Source organism: Halalkalibacter okhensis (assembly GCF_000787375.1).
Classification (GTDB): Bacteria; Bacillota; Bacilli; order Bacillales; family Bacillaceae_D; genus Halalkalibacter; species Halalkalibacter okhensis.
On record NZ_JRJU01000023.1, the window covers coordinates 1 to 16185 of the forward strand.

12 protein-coding genes are annotated in these 16185 nt (G+C 41.4%); 1 reads left to right on the forward strand and 11 read right to left on the reverse strand.

Going from position 1 to position 16185, the window contains the following annotated elements; translation table 11 throughout:
• Nucleotides 1–591, reverse strand: a 591-nt coding sequence (locus LQ50_RS24430; RefSeq protein ID WP_052144805.1) for a hypothetical protein, incomplete at its 3' end; no start/stop codon positions are given.
• Between the two features lie 184 nt (nt 592–775).
• Here LQ50_RS24430 and LQ50_RS25485 point away from each other — a divergent pair.
• Nucleotides 776–943: a hypothetical protein gene (locus tag LQ50_RS25485; RefSeq protein ID WP_161784692.1), complete on the forward strand. Its 168-nt coding sequence runs from the start codon at nt 776–778 to the stop codon at nt 941–943.
• A gap of 133 nt (nt 944–1076) precedes the next feature.
• On the opposite strand, the gene LQ50_RS15820 is transcribed toward LQ50_RS25485, so the two are convergent.
• From LQ50_RS15820 to LQ50_RS24435, 10 genes are all read right to left on the reverse strand, one after another.
• Nucleotides 1077–2123, reverse strand: a complete 1047-nt coding sequence (locus tag LQ50_RS15820) for an aldose epimerase family protein (RefSeq protein ID WP_034631172.1) — start codon at nt 2121–2123, stop codon at nt 1077–1079.
• A gap of 76 nt (nt 2124–2199) precedes the next feature.
• Nucleotides 2200–3423 (reverse strand): ROK family transcriptional regulator, encoded by a 1224-nt coding sequence (locus LQ50_RS15825; protein ID WP_237563728.1) that lies wholly within the window; start codon nt 3421–3423, stop codon nt 2200–2202.
• A 133-nt stretch (nt 3424–3556) separates the two neighbouring features.
• Nucleotides 3557–4582 carry a family 43 glycosylhydrolase gene (locus LQ50_RS15830; RefSeq protein WP_034631177.1) on the reverse strand — a complete coding sequence of 342 codons (1026 nt, stop codon included), beginning with the start codon at nt 4580–4582 and terminating at the stop codon, nt 3557–3559.
• A 106-nt stretch (nt 4583–4688) separates the two neighbouring features.
• Entirely contained in the window at nt 4689–6446 is a 1758-nt protein-coding gene (locus LQ50_RS15835; protein ID WP_034631180.1) for a glycoside hydrolase family 2 protein, read from the reverse strand.
• A gap of 11 nt (nt 6447–6457) precedes the next feature.
• Nucleotides 6458–7291: a carbohydrate ABC transporter permease gene (locus LQ50_RS15840; RefSeq protein WP_034631183.1), complete on the reverse strand. Its 834-nt coding sequence runs from the start codon at nt 7289–7291 to the stop codon at nt 6458–6460.
• Nucleotides 7288–8217: a carbohydrate ABC transporter permease gene (locus tag LQ50_RS15845; RefSeq protein ID WP_034631185.1), complete on the reverse strand. Its 930-nt coding sequence runs from the start codon at nt 8215–8217 to the stop codon at nt 7288–7290. The genes LQ50_RS15840 and LQ50_RS15845 overlap by 4 nt, the downstream gene beginning before the upstream one ends.
• Nucleotides 8218–8287: 70 nt before the next feature.
• Nucleotides 8288–9556 (reverse strand): ABC transporter substrate-binding protein, encoded by a 1269-nt coding sequence (locus LQ50_RS15850; protein ID WP_034631187.1) that lies wholly within the window; start codon nt 9554–9556, stop codon nt 8288–8290.
• 303 nt (nt 9557–9859) lie between these two features.
• A complete protein-coding gene (locus tag LQ50_RS15855) occupies nt 9860–10807 on the reverse strand; it encodes a C40 family peptidase (protein ID WP_034631189.1) in 948 nt (315 codons plus the stop codon).
• A 288-nt stretch (nt 10808–11095) separates the two neighbouring features.
• Complete coding sequence (locus LQ50_RS15865) at nt 11096–12595, reverse strand: glycine betaine uptake BCCT transporter (RefSeq protein ID WP_202595386.1); 1500 nt, start codon at nt 12593–12595, stop codon at nt 11096–11098.
• Nucleotides 12596–12906: 311 nt separating this feature from the next.
• Nucleotides 12907–15816, reverse strand: coding sequence for an immunoglobulin-like domain-containing protein (locus tag LQ50_RS24435; protein WP_052144806.1), 2910 nt, complete (start codon nt 15814–15816; stop codon nt 12907–12909).
• Between the last annotated feature and the right edge of the window lie 369 nt (nt 15817–16185).

Below are 16185 nucleotides of genomic sequence, written 5' to 3' on the forward strand. Positions count from 1 at the left end.
TACAACATCCGCTTCTTCTGTTGTTTCCTCTTCTTGGCTTTCTTCATCTACAGCATCTGCTTCTTCTGTTGTTGCCTCTTCTTGGCCTTCTTCATCTACAGGATCCGCTTCTTCTGTTGTTTCCTCTTCTTGGCCTTCTTCATCTACAACATCCGCTTCTTCTGTTGTTTCCTCTTCTTGGCCTTCTTCATCTACAGGATCCGCTTCTTCTTGGTCATCTTCGTCAACATCTGCTTCTTCTGTTGCTTCTTCATCATCAGACGGTTTATCTACAGCACCCTCTTCATCCGTCTCATCTTCTTTATCTTTTTCAGAGTCTAATTCTTTTTTTAGTAATTCATCAATTTCCTCATAATTTCCTTTAGCAATCTCTCGCATGATCTTTCCTTTTTCAGGTGATCCAGAAATGCTTTTAGCAACTTCTGAAACGATTTCGCCATGGCTTTTTTCGTTAGCATCTAATTCTGATGCGGAAACTGGTGCTCCTGCTGCAGCAAATGCACTTGCAACCACCGCTGTTGATAATACCAACGGAACGACCTTTTTGGAACCATTTCTCCTATTTGTCTGCATATCTTTCTTTTTAACCATGTTTCTTCCTCCCTTTAGCTTAAGATTGTTTTTTTGATGGCGACTCCCTCTTTGCAGTTGTCGATACAGAGGACTGCGCCATCCTTTTTGTCAGTTTTTGCAGTTTCTTAACTGCTTGTCCTACACTTTACAGAAGAAATATAACGAAACTATGAATTAAATTAGATAGAAATGAGACCTTTTTATGAACTCAGACATCATTTTTTTGAAAACTACCAAGCTTGCTGTCCAATCTGGGCATTATTCTGTCCAAAAGCCGACATATGCTGTCCAACTCCTGCCACTTTCTGTCCAAAAGCCGACACTTGCTGTCCGCACACTTACAGCACACAAAAAAGCCTGCCATTACTAATAGTAATAGCAAGCTCTCCAAATCATTATTTCAATAACGGGTCTTTAACATTCCGGTCCAACCCTAGACACTTGCAGTCCCAAATCCGCAATTTGCTGTCCAATCTGCGGATGATTCTGTCCAAGAACTTCATCTACTCCACGCCAAACACATAACGCGTCCGGCTTTCATACCTCTCGCCTGCCCGCAGAATTGGTGATGGGAACTGCGGCTGATTGATTGAGTCTGGTGCTCCTTGCGTTTCTAAACATAGCCCTAAATATTTGCGCGCTTGTACACCTTTCACCTTATAGGTATCCTCAATCTGTGTGCCTGTATATAACACCACGCAAGGTTCATCTGTCTCTATCATGAGCACACGCCCACTTTTTTCATCTTTCAACATGATTTCTCGATCGTTGTTCGTATTTAACATAAACGGATGATCATAGCCTCTTCCAGCTAACACATTTTGTTCGTAAACGGACGTGGCGCCTTCTTTTATTTGTTTTCCATTATTAAAATCAAATGGCGTACCATCAACACGGATCTTCTCTCCTGTTGGCATAAGGTCTGACTTTAACTGTAAGAACTCATCACTCTTTATGGTAAGCTCGTGATCAAGTATGTCTTCTTTCAAGTCACCACTTAAATTAAAGTACGTATGATTCGTTAAATTGACGATGGTCGTCTGATCGGTTGTTGCTGCATAATCGACTAGAAGTTCATTTTCCTCTGTTAGCGTATAGGTCACTGTCACATTCAAGTTGCCAGGGTATCCTTCTTCTCCGTCTTGACTTACATAATGAAGCGCAACTCCCACTCGATCTTGCTCTTCAAAAGTCTCCGCTTCCCAGATGACATGGCTGAACCCAACTTTACCGCCATGCAAATGATTTTCGCCATCGTTTTTTAGTAATTGATAGCTCTTTCCTTCTAATTCGAATGCAGCCCCCCTGATTCTCCCTGCAAAGCGGCCAACAATCGCGCCAAAGTAGGGAGAGTTACGCTCATAATCTTCTACTCGATCGAACCCTAGCACAACATCCTCACGTTTTCCTTCTCGATCAGGTGTGAGAAGTTTTGTAATAATCCCACCGTAGGTAAGGCATGTCATCTCCATCCCTTTGCTATTACTGAGGGTGTAGGCTGTTACCTCTTTTCCATTTAACGTACCAAAAAATCCTTTTGTCACTTTCATCTTAAAACCCCTCCCCAACTAACAGATAAAAAGAAGGCGACCTGCTTCTCCGCTCCCACAAGTCGCTTTCTTCACCCTAGTTCACGCCACCAGGCATAAAGACTTTGTTTATGATTAGCGCCACTGCGCCAAGGACCATTCCTTTTTTGCCTAGCTTTGAACAGATCACTTTGATATCTTCTGATAAGTTCGTTAACATATATTGATTGACCATTTGCTGAAGTGAATCAACCACAATGTTGTCATCACCTTCAAAGATTTGACCTTCTAATATAATTCGTGAAGGCTTAAGAATATTGATCATATTTGCTGTTGCAATTCCTAACGATTTTCCTGTAACCTCTAAAATGGAGGTCGCTAGCTGATCTCCCTCTTTAGCTGCCTTAAAAACCAATTCAATGGTTAATGCAGACTGATCACCGCTTGTCCACTCAGCCAGGATCGTTTCCTTGCCTGAATCGATCGCTTCTTGCGCCCGCTCTAAAATGGAGGTCTCTGATGCACACGCTTCCAAACAACCTTTGTTTCCACAACGGCAAACAGGTCCGTTCACATCCACAATCGTATGACCAATTTCACCAGCTGTATTAAATGAACTTCGATACACTTCATTATTAATAAAAATTCCTGAACCAACCCCGCGGCCTACACTTATACAGAGAAAATCTGAAATGCCTTGCCCTTGGCCAAACCAGCTTTCAGCGATAACCAGTGCACGAACATCATTCTCGATCATCACGGGGAAGTTAAATTCCGTTTCTAATTCATCCTTTAACGGAATATCACGAAGCTGTAAGTGAGGCGAGAAGATCGCTAGTCCCTTATCTGGGTTCACTAAGCCGTGCATCGCTACACCTAAGCCAAGAATGTATTTCTTGTCCACCTCATGCTCTGTGAGAACATAATGAATGCTCTCTTTGACCATTGCCAGAAACTCACTTTTGGTCGGCAAGTTTGTTATTTTCTGAACGTAATCAAATGTGATTTTCCCATCGAGCGTAGCAACCACAACCCGAATAACTTCGGCTGCCGCATAGACACCTATGACAAAATAGGCAGAGGCATTAATGCTAAGCATAATTGGTCTTCTTCCACCTACGTTTGATTTGCTCGCTTCTTGTTCAATGATGAGATTTTTTTCTACTAGCTCATTCACTAGTCCTCCAACCGTAGGCGGGGTTAACTTCGTGATTTTTGCAATTTCTGCTCTGGAAATTGGTCCTTTTAAACGGACTAAATTTAAGATTGTTGATTGATTAAGTGACTTCATCCCTTCGAAACTACCTGTTTTATAAACCATATCCATCCGCCTTCAATTTAATATTCACATTTGAGTTGTTCATTTATTAAATTATTTAATTAACTTAAGTATCATATATTCCTAAAGGTTGGTCAATAAGTTGTTACACTAAAACAACATTTTTTCCACTTTATTACTTATTGAAAACCGGTGCCTTTTTTAACGTACTGCTCGGGATGGAATCTTCAATGGTCGGCCAGCCATCTTCCCACACAATCGGATCAATCATTAGAGGTCGCCTCGTTGCTCCTAGTGGCAAATACGGCTGTTCTCTCTCAATCGCATGGTATACGATCCAATCTGTCCCTTCGTCATCAGTTATGATCGCATTATGCCCCGGGCCGACGAATACAGATTCACTGTCCTCCACAGGCTCCCCTTTTAAAATAAGCGTCCCTTCCGAATCAAGAAGATTATGGCCATCTTGATCAAGATAAGGCCCTTCAATCGATTCTGCTCGACCAACAGCCACTCGATACTTACTATTTAACCCTTCACAACAAGAACCAAGCGATGCAAAAAAGTAGAAATACCCATCACGCTCAATAATATACGGAGCTTCAAAGGCATTCCCTGCCACATGAAACTTTTCACCAGTAACCTCAAGCCCGTCCTCACTAAGCTCTACTCCATATATGCCATGAAAACTGCCCCAAAATAAATAGTTTTTCCCATCATGTTCATAAAACATTGGGTCAATGGAGTTGCGAACATCGATTTCAGAGCTCGTAAACAATTTCCCAAGATCCTCAAATGGCCCCTCCGGTTGATCAGACACCGCCACACCAATTCCTGGGTCTGGGTCTCCCCATGTTGAAATCGCATAATATAGGTAATACTTGTCATTTAGATGGACAATGTCAGGAGCCCATAAATACCCCTGTTCCTTCCACTCTGGCTTTTCTTCAAGCGCTTCTCCGACAAACTCCCATTCGACTAAATCCTGCGATCTTATAATAGGAATGAGCGGCTGACCTCTTTCATCTCCAAAGTGATCCTCTGTCCCATACACATAAAAGTACCCATCTTGTGCATGAACAATCGAAGGGTCCGCAATTACTGGTTCAAATACGGGATTTTGATATGTTTTTTCTTCTTTAGATTGGCAACCTGTCATGAGTAATCCTCCAAGTACAAATAATAAAAACCACCTTTTCATTATAGTACTCCTCTCCTCTATTATGGGCTTAAAAGTTTACGAGGGGACCAAAAAGGCGGTTTTCCTTTTCAGTCCCCTCTCAGTTTACAAGGTGCTTTGGTTGTACCTATTTCTTCTGATCATTAATCTTTTTGATTTCCTCTAAGTTGCACTTCGGTTCGCGGTTGTATGTTAGAAGGCCGTTGATTTCCTGTTCCACATCGGTTAATTGCGTATAGCAAAACCCTTGTAAAATATCAGACTGATAGATTGCCTCTGTAACTTTACGATATTCTTCAACAAGCCCCTCGCTCGATTTTACAGACGAATATCCCCAACCATCCTGCTCATCTACTTGATAAGCAATTCCGCCATACTCGGTAATGAGAATTGGCTCGCCGCGGTATTCATAGCCCTCTGCATAGATCATACGGTTTGCTGGCTCCGTCTTAATCGCACTTTCGATGGTTTCATACGATTTTTTAATATGGTCAGCAGATTTATAGTTATGAATTCCGCAAATATCAGAGATCGTGTGCTCCCAGCCCTCATTTGAAAGAACTGGGCGCGTCGTATCAATCGACTTGGTTAAATAGTACATCGAGGTTGCATGGTCCTGCTGTTGTTTCTCATGAGCCACACGCGAGATTCCCCAGCTTTCGTTTAATGGCACCCACACGATCACACTTGGATGGTTGTAGTCACGTTTAACCACATTGACCCATTCTGTCAACATCCGACGGACTGCCTCTTCGCTATATTCCGAGCAGTTGGCCATCTCGCCCCAAACTAGAAAGCCTAATTTATCAGCCCAATATAAATAACGTGGATCTTCGACTTTCTGGTGTTTTCTCGCACCGTTAAAGCCCATCTCTTTCGATAGCAAAATATCCTGTTTCAAATCATCATCGGTTGGCGCTGTTAGTAACGCTCCAGGGAAATACCCTTGATCCAGAACAAGCTTTTGATAATATGGCTTGTTATTTAACTTGAACTTGCCATTTTCAATAGAAACCTTTCTCATCCCAAAATAAGTATCAACCGAATCTAGTACATCTCCTTGACGAACGAGCTTAATATTGACATCGAATAGGTTCGGATTTTCCGGCGTCCAATACCAGCCATCATCGTGAATATTGCTTCGATCCGTAAAACGATTGCGTAAATTATAGCTGCGCTTCATATATGACTCTAGTACTCTAGACTCTTCTTCGACAAGAACTTGGTCACCATACGAGATCGTTGTTTTGATCGATAATGCCATATCTTTTGGCACATCATATTCGATGATAATGTCTCCTCGATCGATGTCTGGCGTAAAGCGCACCCCTTCAAGCTTTTGTTCAGAGACAGGCTCAAGCCAAACCGGCTGCCAAATCCCTGTCGTTCGAGTATAAAAAATCGATGCAGATTGCTCATGCCAATATTGCTTTCCTCTTGGAATCGTCACATCCTCAGACGGATCTTCCACACGTACGACGATTTCATTGTCCCCATTTTTGTTATAATGCGGGGTAATATTTGCCGAAAAAGGAGTATTCCCTCCTTCATGATACGTCACAAGCTCACCATTGATATAAACCCATGACTTATAGTCAACGGCTCCAAAGTGGAGGATCAACTCTTGATCTAACCAATCCTCACTGACAGTAAACGTTCTGCGATACCAAACGATATCATGAAAGCGATGATCGTTAATTCCACTTTTTACTGTTTGGTATGCAAAAGGAACGATTATTTTCATTGATTGTGGGAACTCTTTATACCATTTATCTTTCAAGCCTCGATTTTCATCATCAAAAGCAAAATCCCACTCCCCATTAAGATTCAACCACTCCTTGCGAACAAATTGAGGGCGTGGATATTCATTTCGAATTGTACTCATGTTATCTCTCCTTACTTAATCCCAGATTGTGTGACACCTTTAATGAAGTAGCGCTGTCCGATAATAAATACGACCACTGCTGGAATCGTTGCAATCGATGTTAACGCCATTAATTTTCCGTATGAAGATACAAAGCTTCCTTGCTGCATAACGGCAATCCCTGTTGCGATCGTTCTCATCTCTGGTGAGCTTGTTGCCACAAGCGGCCATAAGAAATCGTTGTAGATCATCATGAAAGAGAAGATCGATAACGTCCATAAGATCGGCCTAGCCGATGGAACAACAATGCGGATGAATATTTGCCATTTGTTGGCACCATCCAATTTCGCTGCCTCTTCAAGCTCTTTTGGAAACACTTTAAAAAATTGATAAAGCAAAAACACACCAAACGCATTCGCAGTATATGGCAAAATTAGCGCTGCATACGTATTTAAAAGTCCTAAATTACTAAATTGCATATACATTGGTAAAAACGTAATAACAAATGGAATCATTAACGTACTAACAAATAACGGAAAAAGGTATTTTTTAAAAGGCACGTCTAAGCGCGCAAGTCCGTACGCAGCCATCGCATCGATTGAAACAATAATTAATGTTCCAACAAGCCCAGCAAAAATCGAGTTAAACATCCAGCGAATGACCGGGACGTTCAAGCCTTCTCCTAATAACGTGTACGTATAATTTTCAATCGTAAAGTTTTGCGGAATCCAATTTAACCCACCTGTTAACGCTTCTGTATCGGTTTTAAAGGAAGTGGAAAGCATCCAGAATAAAGGCATTAAGAAAAGGATTGCGACCACTACAGCTATACTTACGACAATGAGTGATTTTCCTTTTTTACTCATACTCCCACTCCTTTCTTACGCTTTCTCTTAAATTTGCCTTCTTCACTTGCTCGATTGATTCTAAATTGAATGACTGAAATCCCAATCATAATCAATGCCATTAAGATCGCCATCGCTGAAGCTGATCCTAATTGACGCTGAGAGAATGCTTCATCCACAATACTCATAAGCAAAACCTCTGTTTGATTCCCTGGACCACCCCTTGTCATTAAGTACGGTTGCCCATACACATTGAACGAGGCAATGGTTGATGTAATAAACACAAACAACATCACAGGGCGAATCGTTGGTAGAGTGATATGAATCAGTTTCTTCCATGAACTCGCACCATCAATCGATGCCGACTCATATAATTCTTCTGGAACCTCATTTAACGCATTTATAAACAGAATCATATTAAATCCAATCGTCCACCAAATTGTAGCAATAACAATGGAGATCCATGCGTACGGAATTCTAGTCAACCACGGAATCGGATCGAGACCTAATACGCTCAAATATTCGTTAATCAAACCAGAGTTTGTATCTAGCAACCATAGCCATACAATTGCAATAACGGATACAGATACAACATATGGTATAAAGTAAACCGTTCTGAAAAAACCTTGAATTTTTTTCGGTAGCTTCGTTACTAGAAGTGCTAACAATAACCCGATGACAACTAATAAAGGAACAGAAAAAATAACAAACTTAAACGTATTAAATAATCCATTAAAGAAGACAGAGTTCAGATGTGAACCCGAATCAAAAATAGCGATATAGTTTTGTAACCCTACGAAAGGTCGATCTTTTGAGAGTAAATCCCAACTATGAAAACTTATGTAGATTCCATAGATGATTGGAATTAAGAGAAAGCAAACAAACATCACAAAATAAGGTAAAACAAATAAGAATGAGGTCAATTGTGATCGTTTTGAGTTTTTCATCCAATCCCCCCCTTTTCATTAATCATGCTTTTTTTTAAAAGGAAAGAGCAGGGTAACCCTGCTCCTATGTTTAGTTCAGTCGTTGTTGTGCTCGATTTGTTGCTTCTTCTAATGCTTCTCTTGGCTCTTTTTGCCCAAGTAGAACTTCATTAACCGCTTCCATTAATGGGTCTGATAATTGGCCCCAGTTACGAACTTGTGGCGAGAATTGCGTATAATCAAACTGCTTTGCCACCTCAGGCTGTTGCTTCATTTCTTGGAACTCATCACTTTCATACACAGCTTTTGCAGCTGGCGCTTGACCAGACTCAGCCCAGGCCATTCCATTTTCTGCTGTAAAGCTTAGGAATTGCTTAATCGCTTCATGTTTTTCTTCTCCAACAACTTCTGGCACCACAAAGTTATGCGAGTTACCAAATACTGCCTCTTGCTCCGTACCAAGCATCGGAACTGGTGCTACACCAAAATTAAGACCTGCATCTTCCCATTGTTGTAACATCCACGGACCATTCATGTGCATCGCATTTTTTCCTTGTAAGAAAAGTGTCACTTCTCCATCTTGCTGAACATCAGAAGGTGAGACATTGTACTCAGAAATCAAAGAACGTTGGAACTCTAATGCTTCAACTACTTCCTCTGAATCATAAAGAACTTGGCCATCTTCAATTAATTGACCACCATTTTGATACACAATCGTTGGCATAATAAATTGTTGTGGCCATAACGTTGGTACAACATAGCCATACTGACCGCTTCCGTCTGTTAATTTTTGTGCAAACTCAACGAACTCTTCACGATTTGTTGGTGGTACGTCTGGATCAAGACCTGCAGCTTCAAAGAGGTCTTTGTTCCAGTAGAACATTAATGGGTGAATATCTAAAGGAATGCCATAAAGCTCCCCATCAACCATTGCACCTTCTAAAGCATTTTCATTGTAATCTTCTAAATTTACTGTATCACCAGTAATGTCATCTAAATTTTTCAAAAGATCATTTTCCACATATGTAAGAATCTGATCTCCGTGCATAACCATTAAATCTGGAACATTGCGATTGTCGTTTAACGTTAAATCGACTGTTGTATAGTACTCAGACTGTGGGACAACTTGATAGTCTACCGTAAACTCATCTTGAGACGAGTTAAACTCATCAACGATTTCCTGCATTTTCGGACCATCCGGACCAGAAAACGGAACCCATAACGTAATCTTTTCGCTACCTGACGCACTTTCTGTATTTTCACCAGCTGAATCAGAACCAGCCTCGTTGCCATTGGAACAAGCAGCTAACACCATTAATAAAAGAATGATAAATAACTTTCCACTCAAAAACCTTTTCACAATTATTCCCCCTTTATTTGAAGAGCTATAATCAAATTAAATTAGTTAATTAATTTAATTTACAATCATAATATACCTATTTGAAAACGCTGTCAACTAGTTTTTTAGGCTTGTATATACAGAGTTTTTCATTGTGATATCCTTATTTCACGTATTGTTTTCAATTTAATTAAATTAATTTATTTTTATTCAAGAGCTAACCTCCTACTATTTTTGCTCGAAAAAATTAAACCTGCTATTACCTATAGGTAATAGCAGGCTCTTCTTAGATGAGAAAATCTAGGGTGTCATCAGCCACGCCCTCTACCGAACCGATTTCGCCCCTAAATAACGTGGTTTCCAATACGAATTATTCCTATCTGCAATCGTTACACCCGTACTAGAACCTGCATGAATAAATTGGTTGTTGCCAATATAAATACCGGCATGAGAAGGTCCAGGGCTAATAGTTTCAAAGAATACAATATCACCTTTTTGAGGACTCGAAACTAACTTCGTTGCCCCCCAAATCGTAGCAACTGTTCTCGGCAATGCAATTCCTTGTTTCATATAAACGTAATTCAAAAATCCTGAACAATCAAAGCCAGCTGGTGTGCTTCCTCCCCAAACATACGGGACACCGATATATTTTCTCGCTTCAGCAATCAAAGCATCCGCGTTAAACGTTTTTAATTCTGGTGCCGGGGTTGGTACTGGTGAGACCACTTGACCATTAGCTGTTAAACGCAATACTTGCCCAACATGTATCGTATCCGTTGTTAATTGATTAAACGTTTTTAGCTGCTGAACGGTTATGTTGTTTGACGTTGCAATTTCCCATAACGTATCACCTGGTTGTACGGTGTAGGTAGTTGCTTGAACTGATGTTGCAGTTACACTAGGAATCTTCAACACTTGTCCAACTCTAATCAAATCCGATGTTAAGTGATTAAGAGATTTTAGTTGCGCGATCGTTGTTTGATGATTTCTAGCGATGACAGACAAACTGTCACCTGCTTTTACTGTATAGGTTGTCGTTTGAGGAGTGGTTGTTCGTTGGTCAGTTAAAAACAACACTTGCTCAATTTGGATGGTTGCTGATGATAATTGATTGTATTGCATTAACTGATCGACAGTGAGGTTATTAGTTGTTGCAATCCTCCAAAGCGTATCTCCGGATTGCACTTTATAAGTTAATCCACTAGCTGATGCTTGCTCTGCTGCAAAAAGAGTCATAAATCCAAACATCGTAGTGATAACATATTTTTTCAATGAACAACACACTCCTAAAGGTTAGATTGTCTGCTTTCTTTCAACGAGACTCATCATAACGCGGTTAGGAGCATTAAAGTAGCCCTATTTATTTGGAAAACCTGCTTTCATTTCCCAATTCTTGGTTCTCCTTCTTGTCGTTCTGTCCAACTTGCACGATTTTCTGTCCGAACGAGTCCAGATTCAGTCTAACATGCTCCATATTCAATCCAAACGATGCCACTTGCTGTCCGAGCGAACCAACCACCCCAAAAAAACAAGAAGGAGAGACACGTCTCCCCTTCTCCATTATCTTCTCTGTTTTTTTATCTGCCCTATTCCGAGCTCTGCCGCTTCTTTATAGATTGCTTTCAAAAAGCTAATAACCATTAATGCCATGATGACAGAGAATGGCAAGGCGGCGGCAATCATCGTATTCTGCAACGCTTGAAGCCCTCCTGTATATAACAGGACGAGAGCGATCGCAGAAAGCATAGCACCCCAGATCAATTTAATCCGAGTACCGGGTGAATGAGAGCCATTTGTCGTCATCATCCCTAATACATATGTACCTGAATCGGCTGATGTAATGAAAAAGGTACCGATCAGAAGCATCGCAAGGATCGATGCTACAAATCCTAGCGGGAAATAAGAGAATACTGCAAACAAGGACTCCTCAACTGCAAATTCCGAAATTGCTGCAATCCCGTCATGCTCTAGCATAATTGCTGTTCCGCCAAATGTCGAAAACCATAAGAAGCCTACAACCGACGGCACAAACAATACCCCAAAAACAAATTCACGGATCGACCGTCCTTTTGAAACACGTGCGATAAATATGCCAACAAACGGCGACCAAGCAATCCACCAAGCCCAAAAGAAAACGGTCCATCCATCAATCCATGCACGTAAATCTGGATCCGCAGGCGAAATTCGAAAACTCATTGCGGGCAAATTTTGAATATAGGTCCCAATGGAATGAGTGAATAGCTCCAAAATAAACAAAGTAGGCCCAACAATAAACATCAATAAAAAGATAACAACCGCAAGCCCCATGTTGACATTACTTAGGATTTTAATTCCTTTGCTCAAACCCGTCCAAGCCGAAATCATAAACAAAACGGTGACGATTAAAATAATTAAAAATTGAACAACAATATTGACAGGGACGTTAAACAAATAGGATAATCCTCCGTTTATTTGAACGGCTCCAAATCCAAGTGTCGTCGCTACCCCAATCACCGTTGCAATAACGGCAATCACATCAATCACTTTTCCAATGCCCCCGTTTACCTTGTCTCCAAAGATCGGCTTTAAGGTCGCACTGATTAACCCGCGTTCACCATGCCTAAAATTAAAATAAGCCAAAACTAACGCGACAATCCCATATATGGCCCAAGCGTGCAATCCCCAATGGAAAAACGTAAAGCGCATCGCATCTCTTATCGCCACGTCCGTTCCAAGCTGCCCAGTTGGAGAATCAACCGCATAATGACTAATTGGTTCGGCCGCTCCCCAGAAAACAAGCCCAATCCCCATTCCTGCACTAAATAACATCGCAAACCAAGTAGGCCTTGAAAACTCTGGTTTACTGTCCTGTTTCCCTAATCGAATTCTCCCCACAGGACTAATTAAAAAGAACAAACAGACAATCGTAAACAACGTAACGACAATCAGATAATACCAGCCAAACGCTCCTGTTATAAACGTTTGAATATCAGCTGTCACTCGCTCTAATGCATCAGGGTCGATAACCCCAATAAGAACCAGGACTAAAAGGATGGAAACTGAAACATAAAAAACACCCATTTCTTTTCTCACCTTACGTTCTCCCTTCTAAAAACGACTTATGACTGCGTCAGATACTAAAAGATAGTTTTCTCCATTCCTATTTTTATCATTCATAGAATGAAACATCACTCCTACAGACGCCTAATGCGTGGCTTGCTGTCCAACTTACACGATTTACTATCCGAACAATGCAATATTCTGTCCAAACTGCGCCTTATTCTGTCCAAACGATGCCACATTCTGTCCGAAACAAAACCCACTACACCAAAAAGCCCACTATTACTTAAAAAGTAACAGCAGGCTCAACCCAAAACAGCACGATTCTCGCACTATTTCTTCAGCTCTTTTTTTGCTTCTTTATCGGCCTTTTTCTCCTCTTTCTTCGCTTCCTTCTCGGCCTTCTTCTCCTCTTTCTTCGCTTCCTTCTCGGCCTTCTTCACTTCTTTCTTCGCTTCCTTCTCAGCCTTTTTCTCCTCTTTCTTCAGTTCCTTCTCCGCCTTTTTCGCGGCCTTCTCTTCCTCTTTCTGCTCCTTCTTCGACTTCTCCGGTTCAGTCGGCTCAACCTCATTAAACAAACCTTCATGACCAGAAATTACGATATCATCAATTCGACTCGTTCCACCTGAACCGATCGAACCGCCATTAATCGCTACATCCGATGTGTTGATCCATCGAATCAAGACGTTTTCCTGATTCTCTAACTCTGTTGGCAATTCAAGCTGATCTGTCACACCTGAAGTCCAGTTGTTTCCGACAATAACGGTACTATTAGACATACTTGTCCAGCTTTCCCCGTCTAGACTGTACTGAATTTCGAAATCTCTCGGTCCTGTATTCGAACCGAACTGTCGAGAGGAAAGGGTGAGATCTTTATAGCCAAGTGTCGTTAGCTCAATCAGCCAATAGCTCTCATCTGTGTTCCAGCCATTCGCATTTACCGCTCTAGAGCCACTGCCATAACCAGCAACATAACCTGTGACCGCAGAAGCAACCGTAGTGATCTCACTCCCGATATTTTCGGAAATCCCACCTGTTGCAGCTAGACTTTCTGTATCAAAATTCCAGCTGATAACCTCCACAATCGCCGGCTTTACTGTTAACTGGAATTCTTTCGTTTCCACTAACTCACCTTTTTGAAGGGTCGCTACTAAGGTAACATCCACACTTTCATATTGCGGATTCGTTACTACACCAGTTGAAGAGATCACCCCTTCATCGCTAGACTCCCACGAAATCGACGAACCGTACGACCCTGTTGTGGCTAGAACCACATCCTGTACAACACTCGCTGCTGTATCTGATCCTTGGAATCCGACGCCTAACGCATTTTTATCCATGTCAATCGCTTCTTGATCGGTCATTTCAAACGGAGTATACCCTAACGCTTCCGCCTGCTCTCTTGTAAAAAACACACGATATTCTGGTTCGACCATCGCATAATGATCTGGTGCTACATATTCCTTCGTCTTAATATTCCCAACATAACGCGATAACCCTTCATCTCCACGCTCTCTTGCACGGAAGACAAATGGCATTTCTAATAAAGGATCAATTGGGTCATAAATTCCGAGATTGTTTTCTCTTGCATATTTGGCAGCCTCTGCATACTCTTCTACTTTTTCATCTTCAAACGGATAAATAAAATAGCTTGAGGCAAACCCATCTCTCACCATTTCTAAATTCGTATTGACACCTTCCTCTGTAAATACTTCTGCAAGCAAGCGTCCATACGCATCTAACGGTTCTTCACCCAAACGTAAAATCACCGTATCACCAGCACGTAACATCGTTTGCATATGAGCCGTTGCTAGATTGCCGTGTCTTTTTTGATTTTCATCTAACTCATTGTTCACAGAATGATACGTTTCTGGAGTATCCATATTTAAAAAACGTACATTCGTCGCTCCTAATACAGGTGTTTCCAACCGTATCGTATCTCCGTCAGTGACATGAGCGACCACCGCTTCATACTCACGATTTAATGTCGTCGGTGCCGGGCGTTGCTCTGCTGCTTTTACAAAATCAGCATTGCTTCTAGGCAACACTTGGTAAGACGTATTGTATTGACTCGAAATGGCCGTTACTTCATACCATGTATTTTCTTCAATTTGAGAAAGGTCAATGCCCGTGCTTTCCCATATTCGAAGATCCACCGCATCAAACTCATCATTAATAATAGAAATCGAAACCCCGCCGTTGTAGTACTCATTCACATTGCGAATAAACCCTTCAAAGGTAACAAGCGTCCCTTCATATAATTCTGCTACATTTGGATCCATGTAAGTAGATAAATCAATTTGTTTGGCAGTTACTTGTTGATTACGCTCCAAAACCTCTACTTCAGATACTTCAATTTGCGTAACACCATTGTACTCGCCAACGATACCCGTCACTTTTAAAAGATCTCCTTCTTTCACATCCGGAAAGCCAGCCGTACTATAGTTAAATAGTTGAATGCCTGCCTCATCATCTTGTATATAAAGAGAGAACCTTCCACTTTGCAAAAGCCCTTGATCAACATTCGCCACACCTTTGACGGTTACTTCTTGTCCGATGTTTCCGCGCGCAAAAGAAATTGATTGATGTTCAGGATCACCCGGTTCCCCTGGATCTACTTCTCCCCCTAGTGATACTCCTTCAATCACAACATCATCGATTCTGTTCGTCCCGCCACTAGCTACATCATCACCACGAATGGAAACATTCGATGTGTTGAGCCATCTTACATATACAGTCTCCGCATTGTCGGTCTCTTCTGGCAAGGCTACATTTGCAAGCACACCCGCTGTCCAATTCGTCGCAACTTCGATATCCGTACCTGAAACGCTTGTCCAATTTTCTCCATCAACACTGTACTCGAGCGCGAAATCTTTTGGTCCAGTGCTCGATCCATAATGCTTAGAGGAAAGTCGAATATCTTCATATCCCTCTGTTGTAAACTCAGCCACCCAGTAGCTCTCATCTGCTGTGTGCCATCCATTTGAATTAATCGCCCTAGATCCCGAGCCAACGCCCGCTACATACGCTGCCTGGTTCGCTCCCACTAATGCAAATTCCTGCTGGCGATTTTCAGTAATTCCACCTGTTGCAACGGCACTTTCATGATTAAAATCCCACTCCACTAGAGTGACAGGTTGTCCTTCTGCCGCCACCTGTACTGGCAGAAATGATAAGAAATGAGCAAATACGAACATAATGGCTAAAACCAACGATACTACAGGTCCTTTTCTAGTAACCATCCTTCTCCTCCTACCGATCCTATTTTCTACCACCAATTAAAATTATAGCTTACAAATATGAACGAAAAATGATGGTTTCATTATTCCTTTGTAAAGATGCCTCACATGCCGTTCAATTGTCCTATAAAGATTCTGAATAAATAAGAAAGATGAACTAGAAATCTCCTTTCTAGTTCATCTTTCTATTGGATTGGCTTTTCATTATTAGTATTTTTCGAAAAAATGATTATTTAGCCCCGAGTTTTCCCTGCCATTGAGCCGGTTCTTTCCAAACTTAGCTTTATTCAATCCAAACGTAGACATTTGCTGTCCGAACTATGCCACATTCAGTCCAAACTAGGACTTTTTCTGTCCGAAGCTTAAAATTAC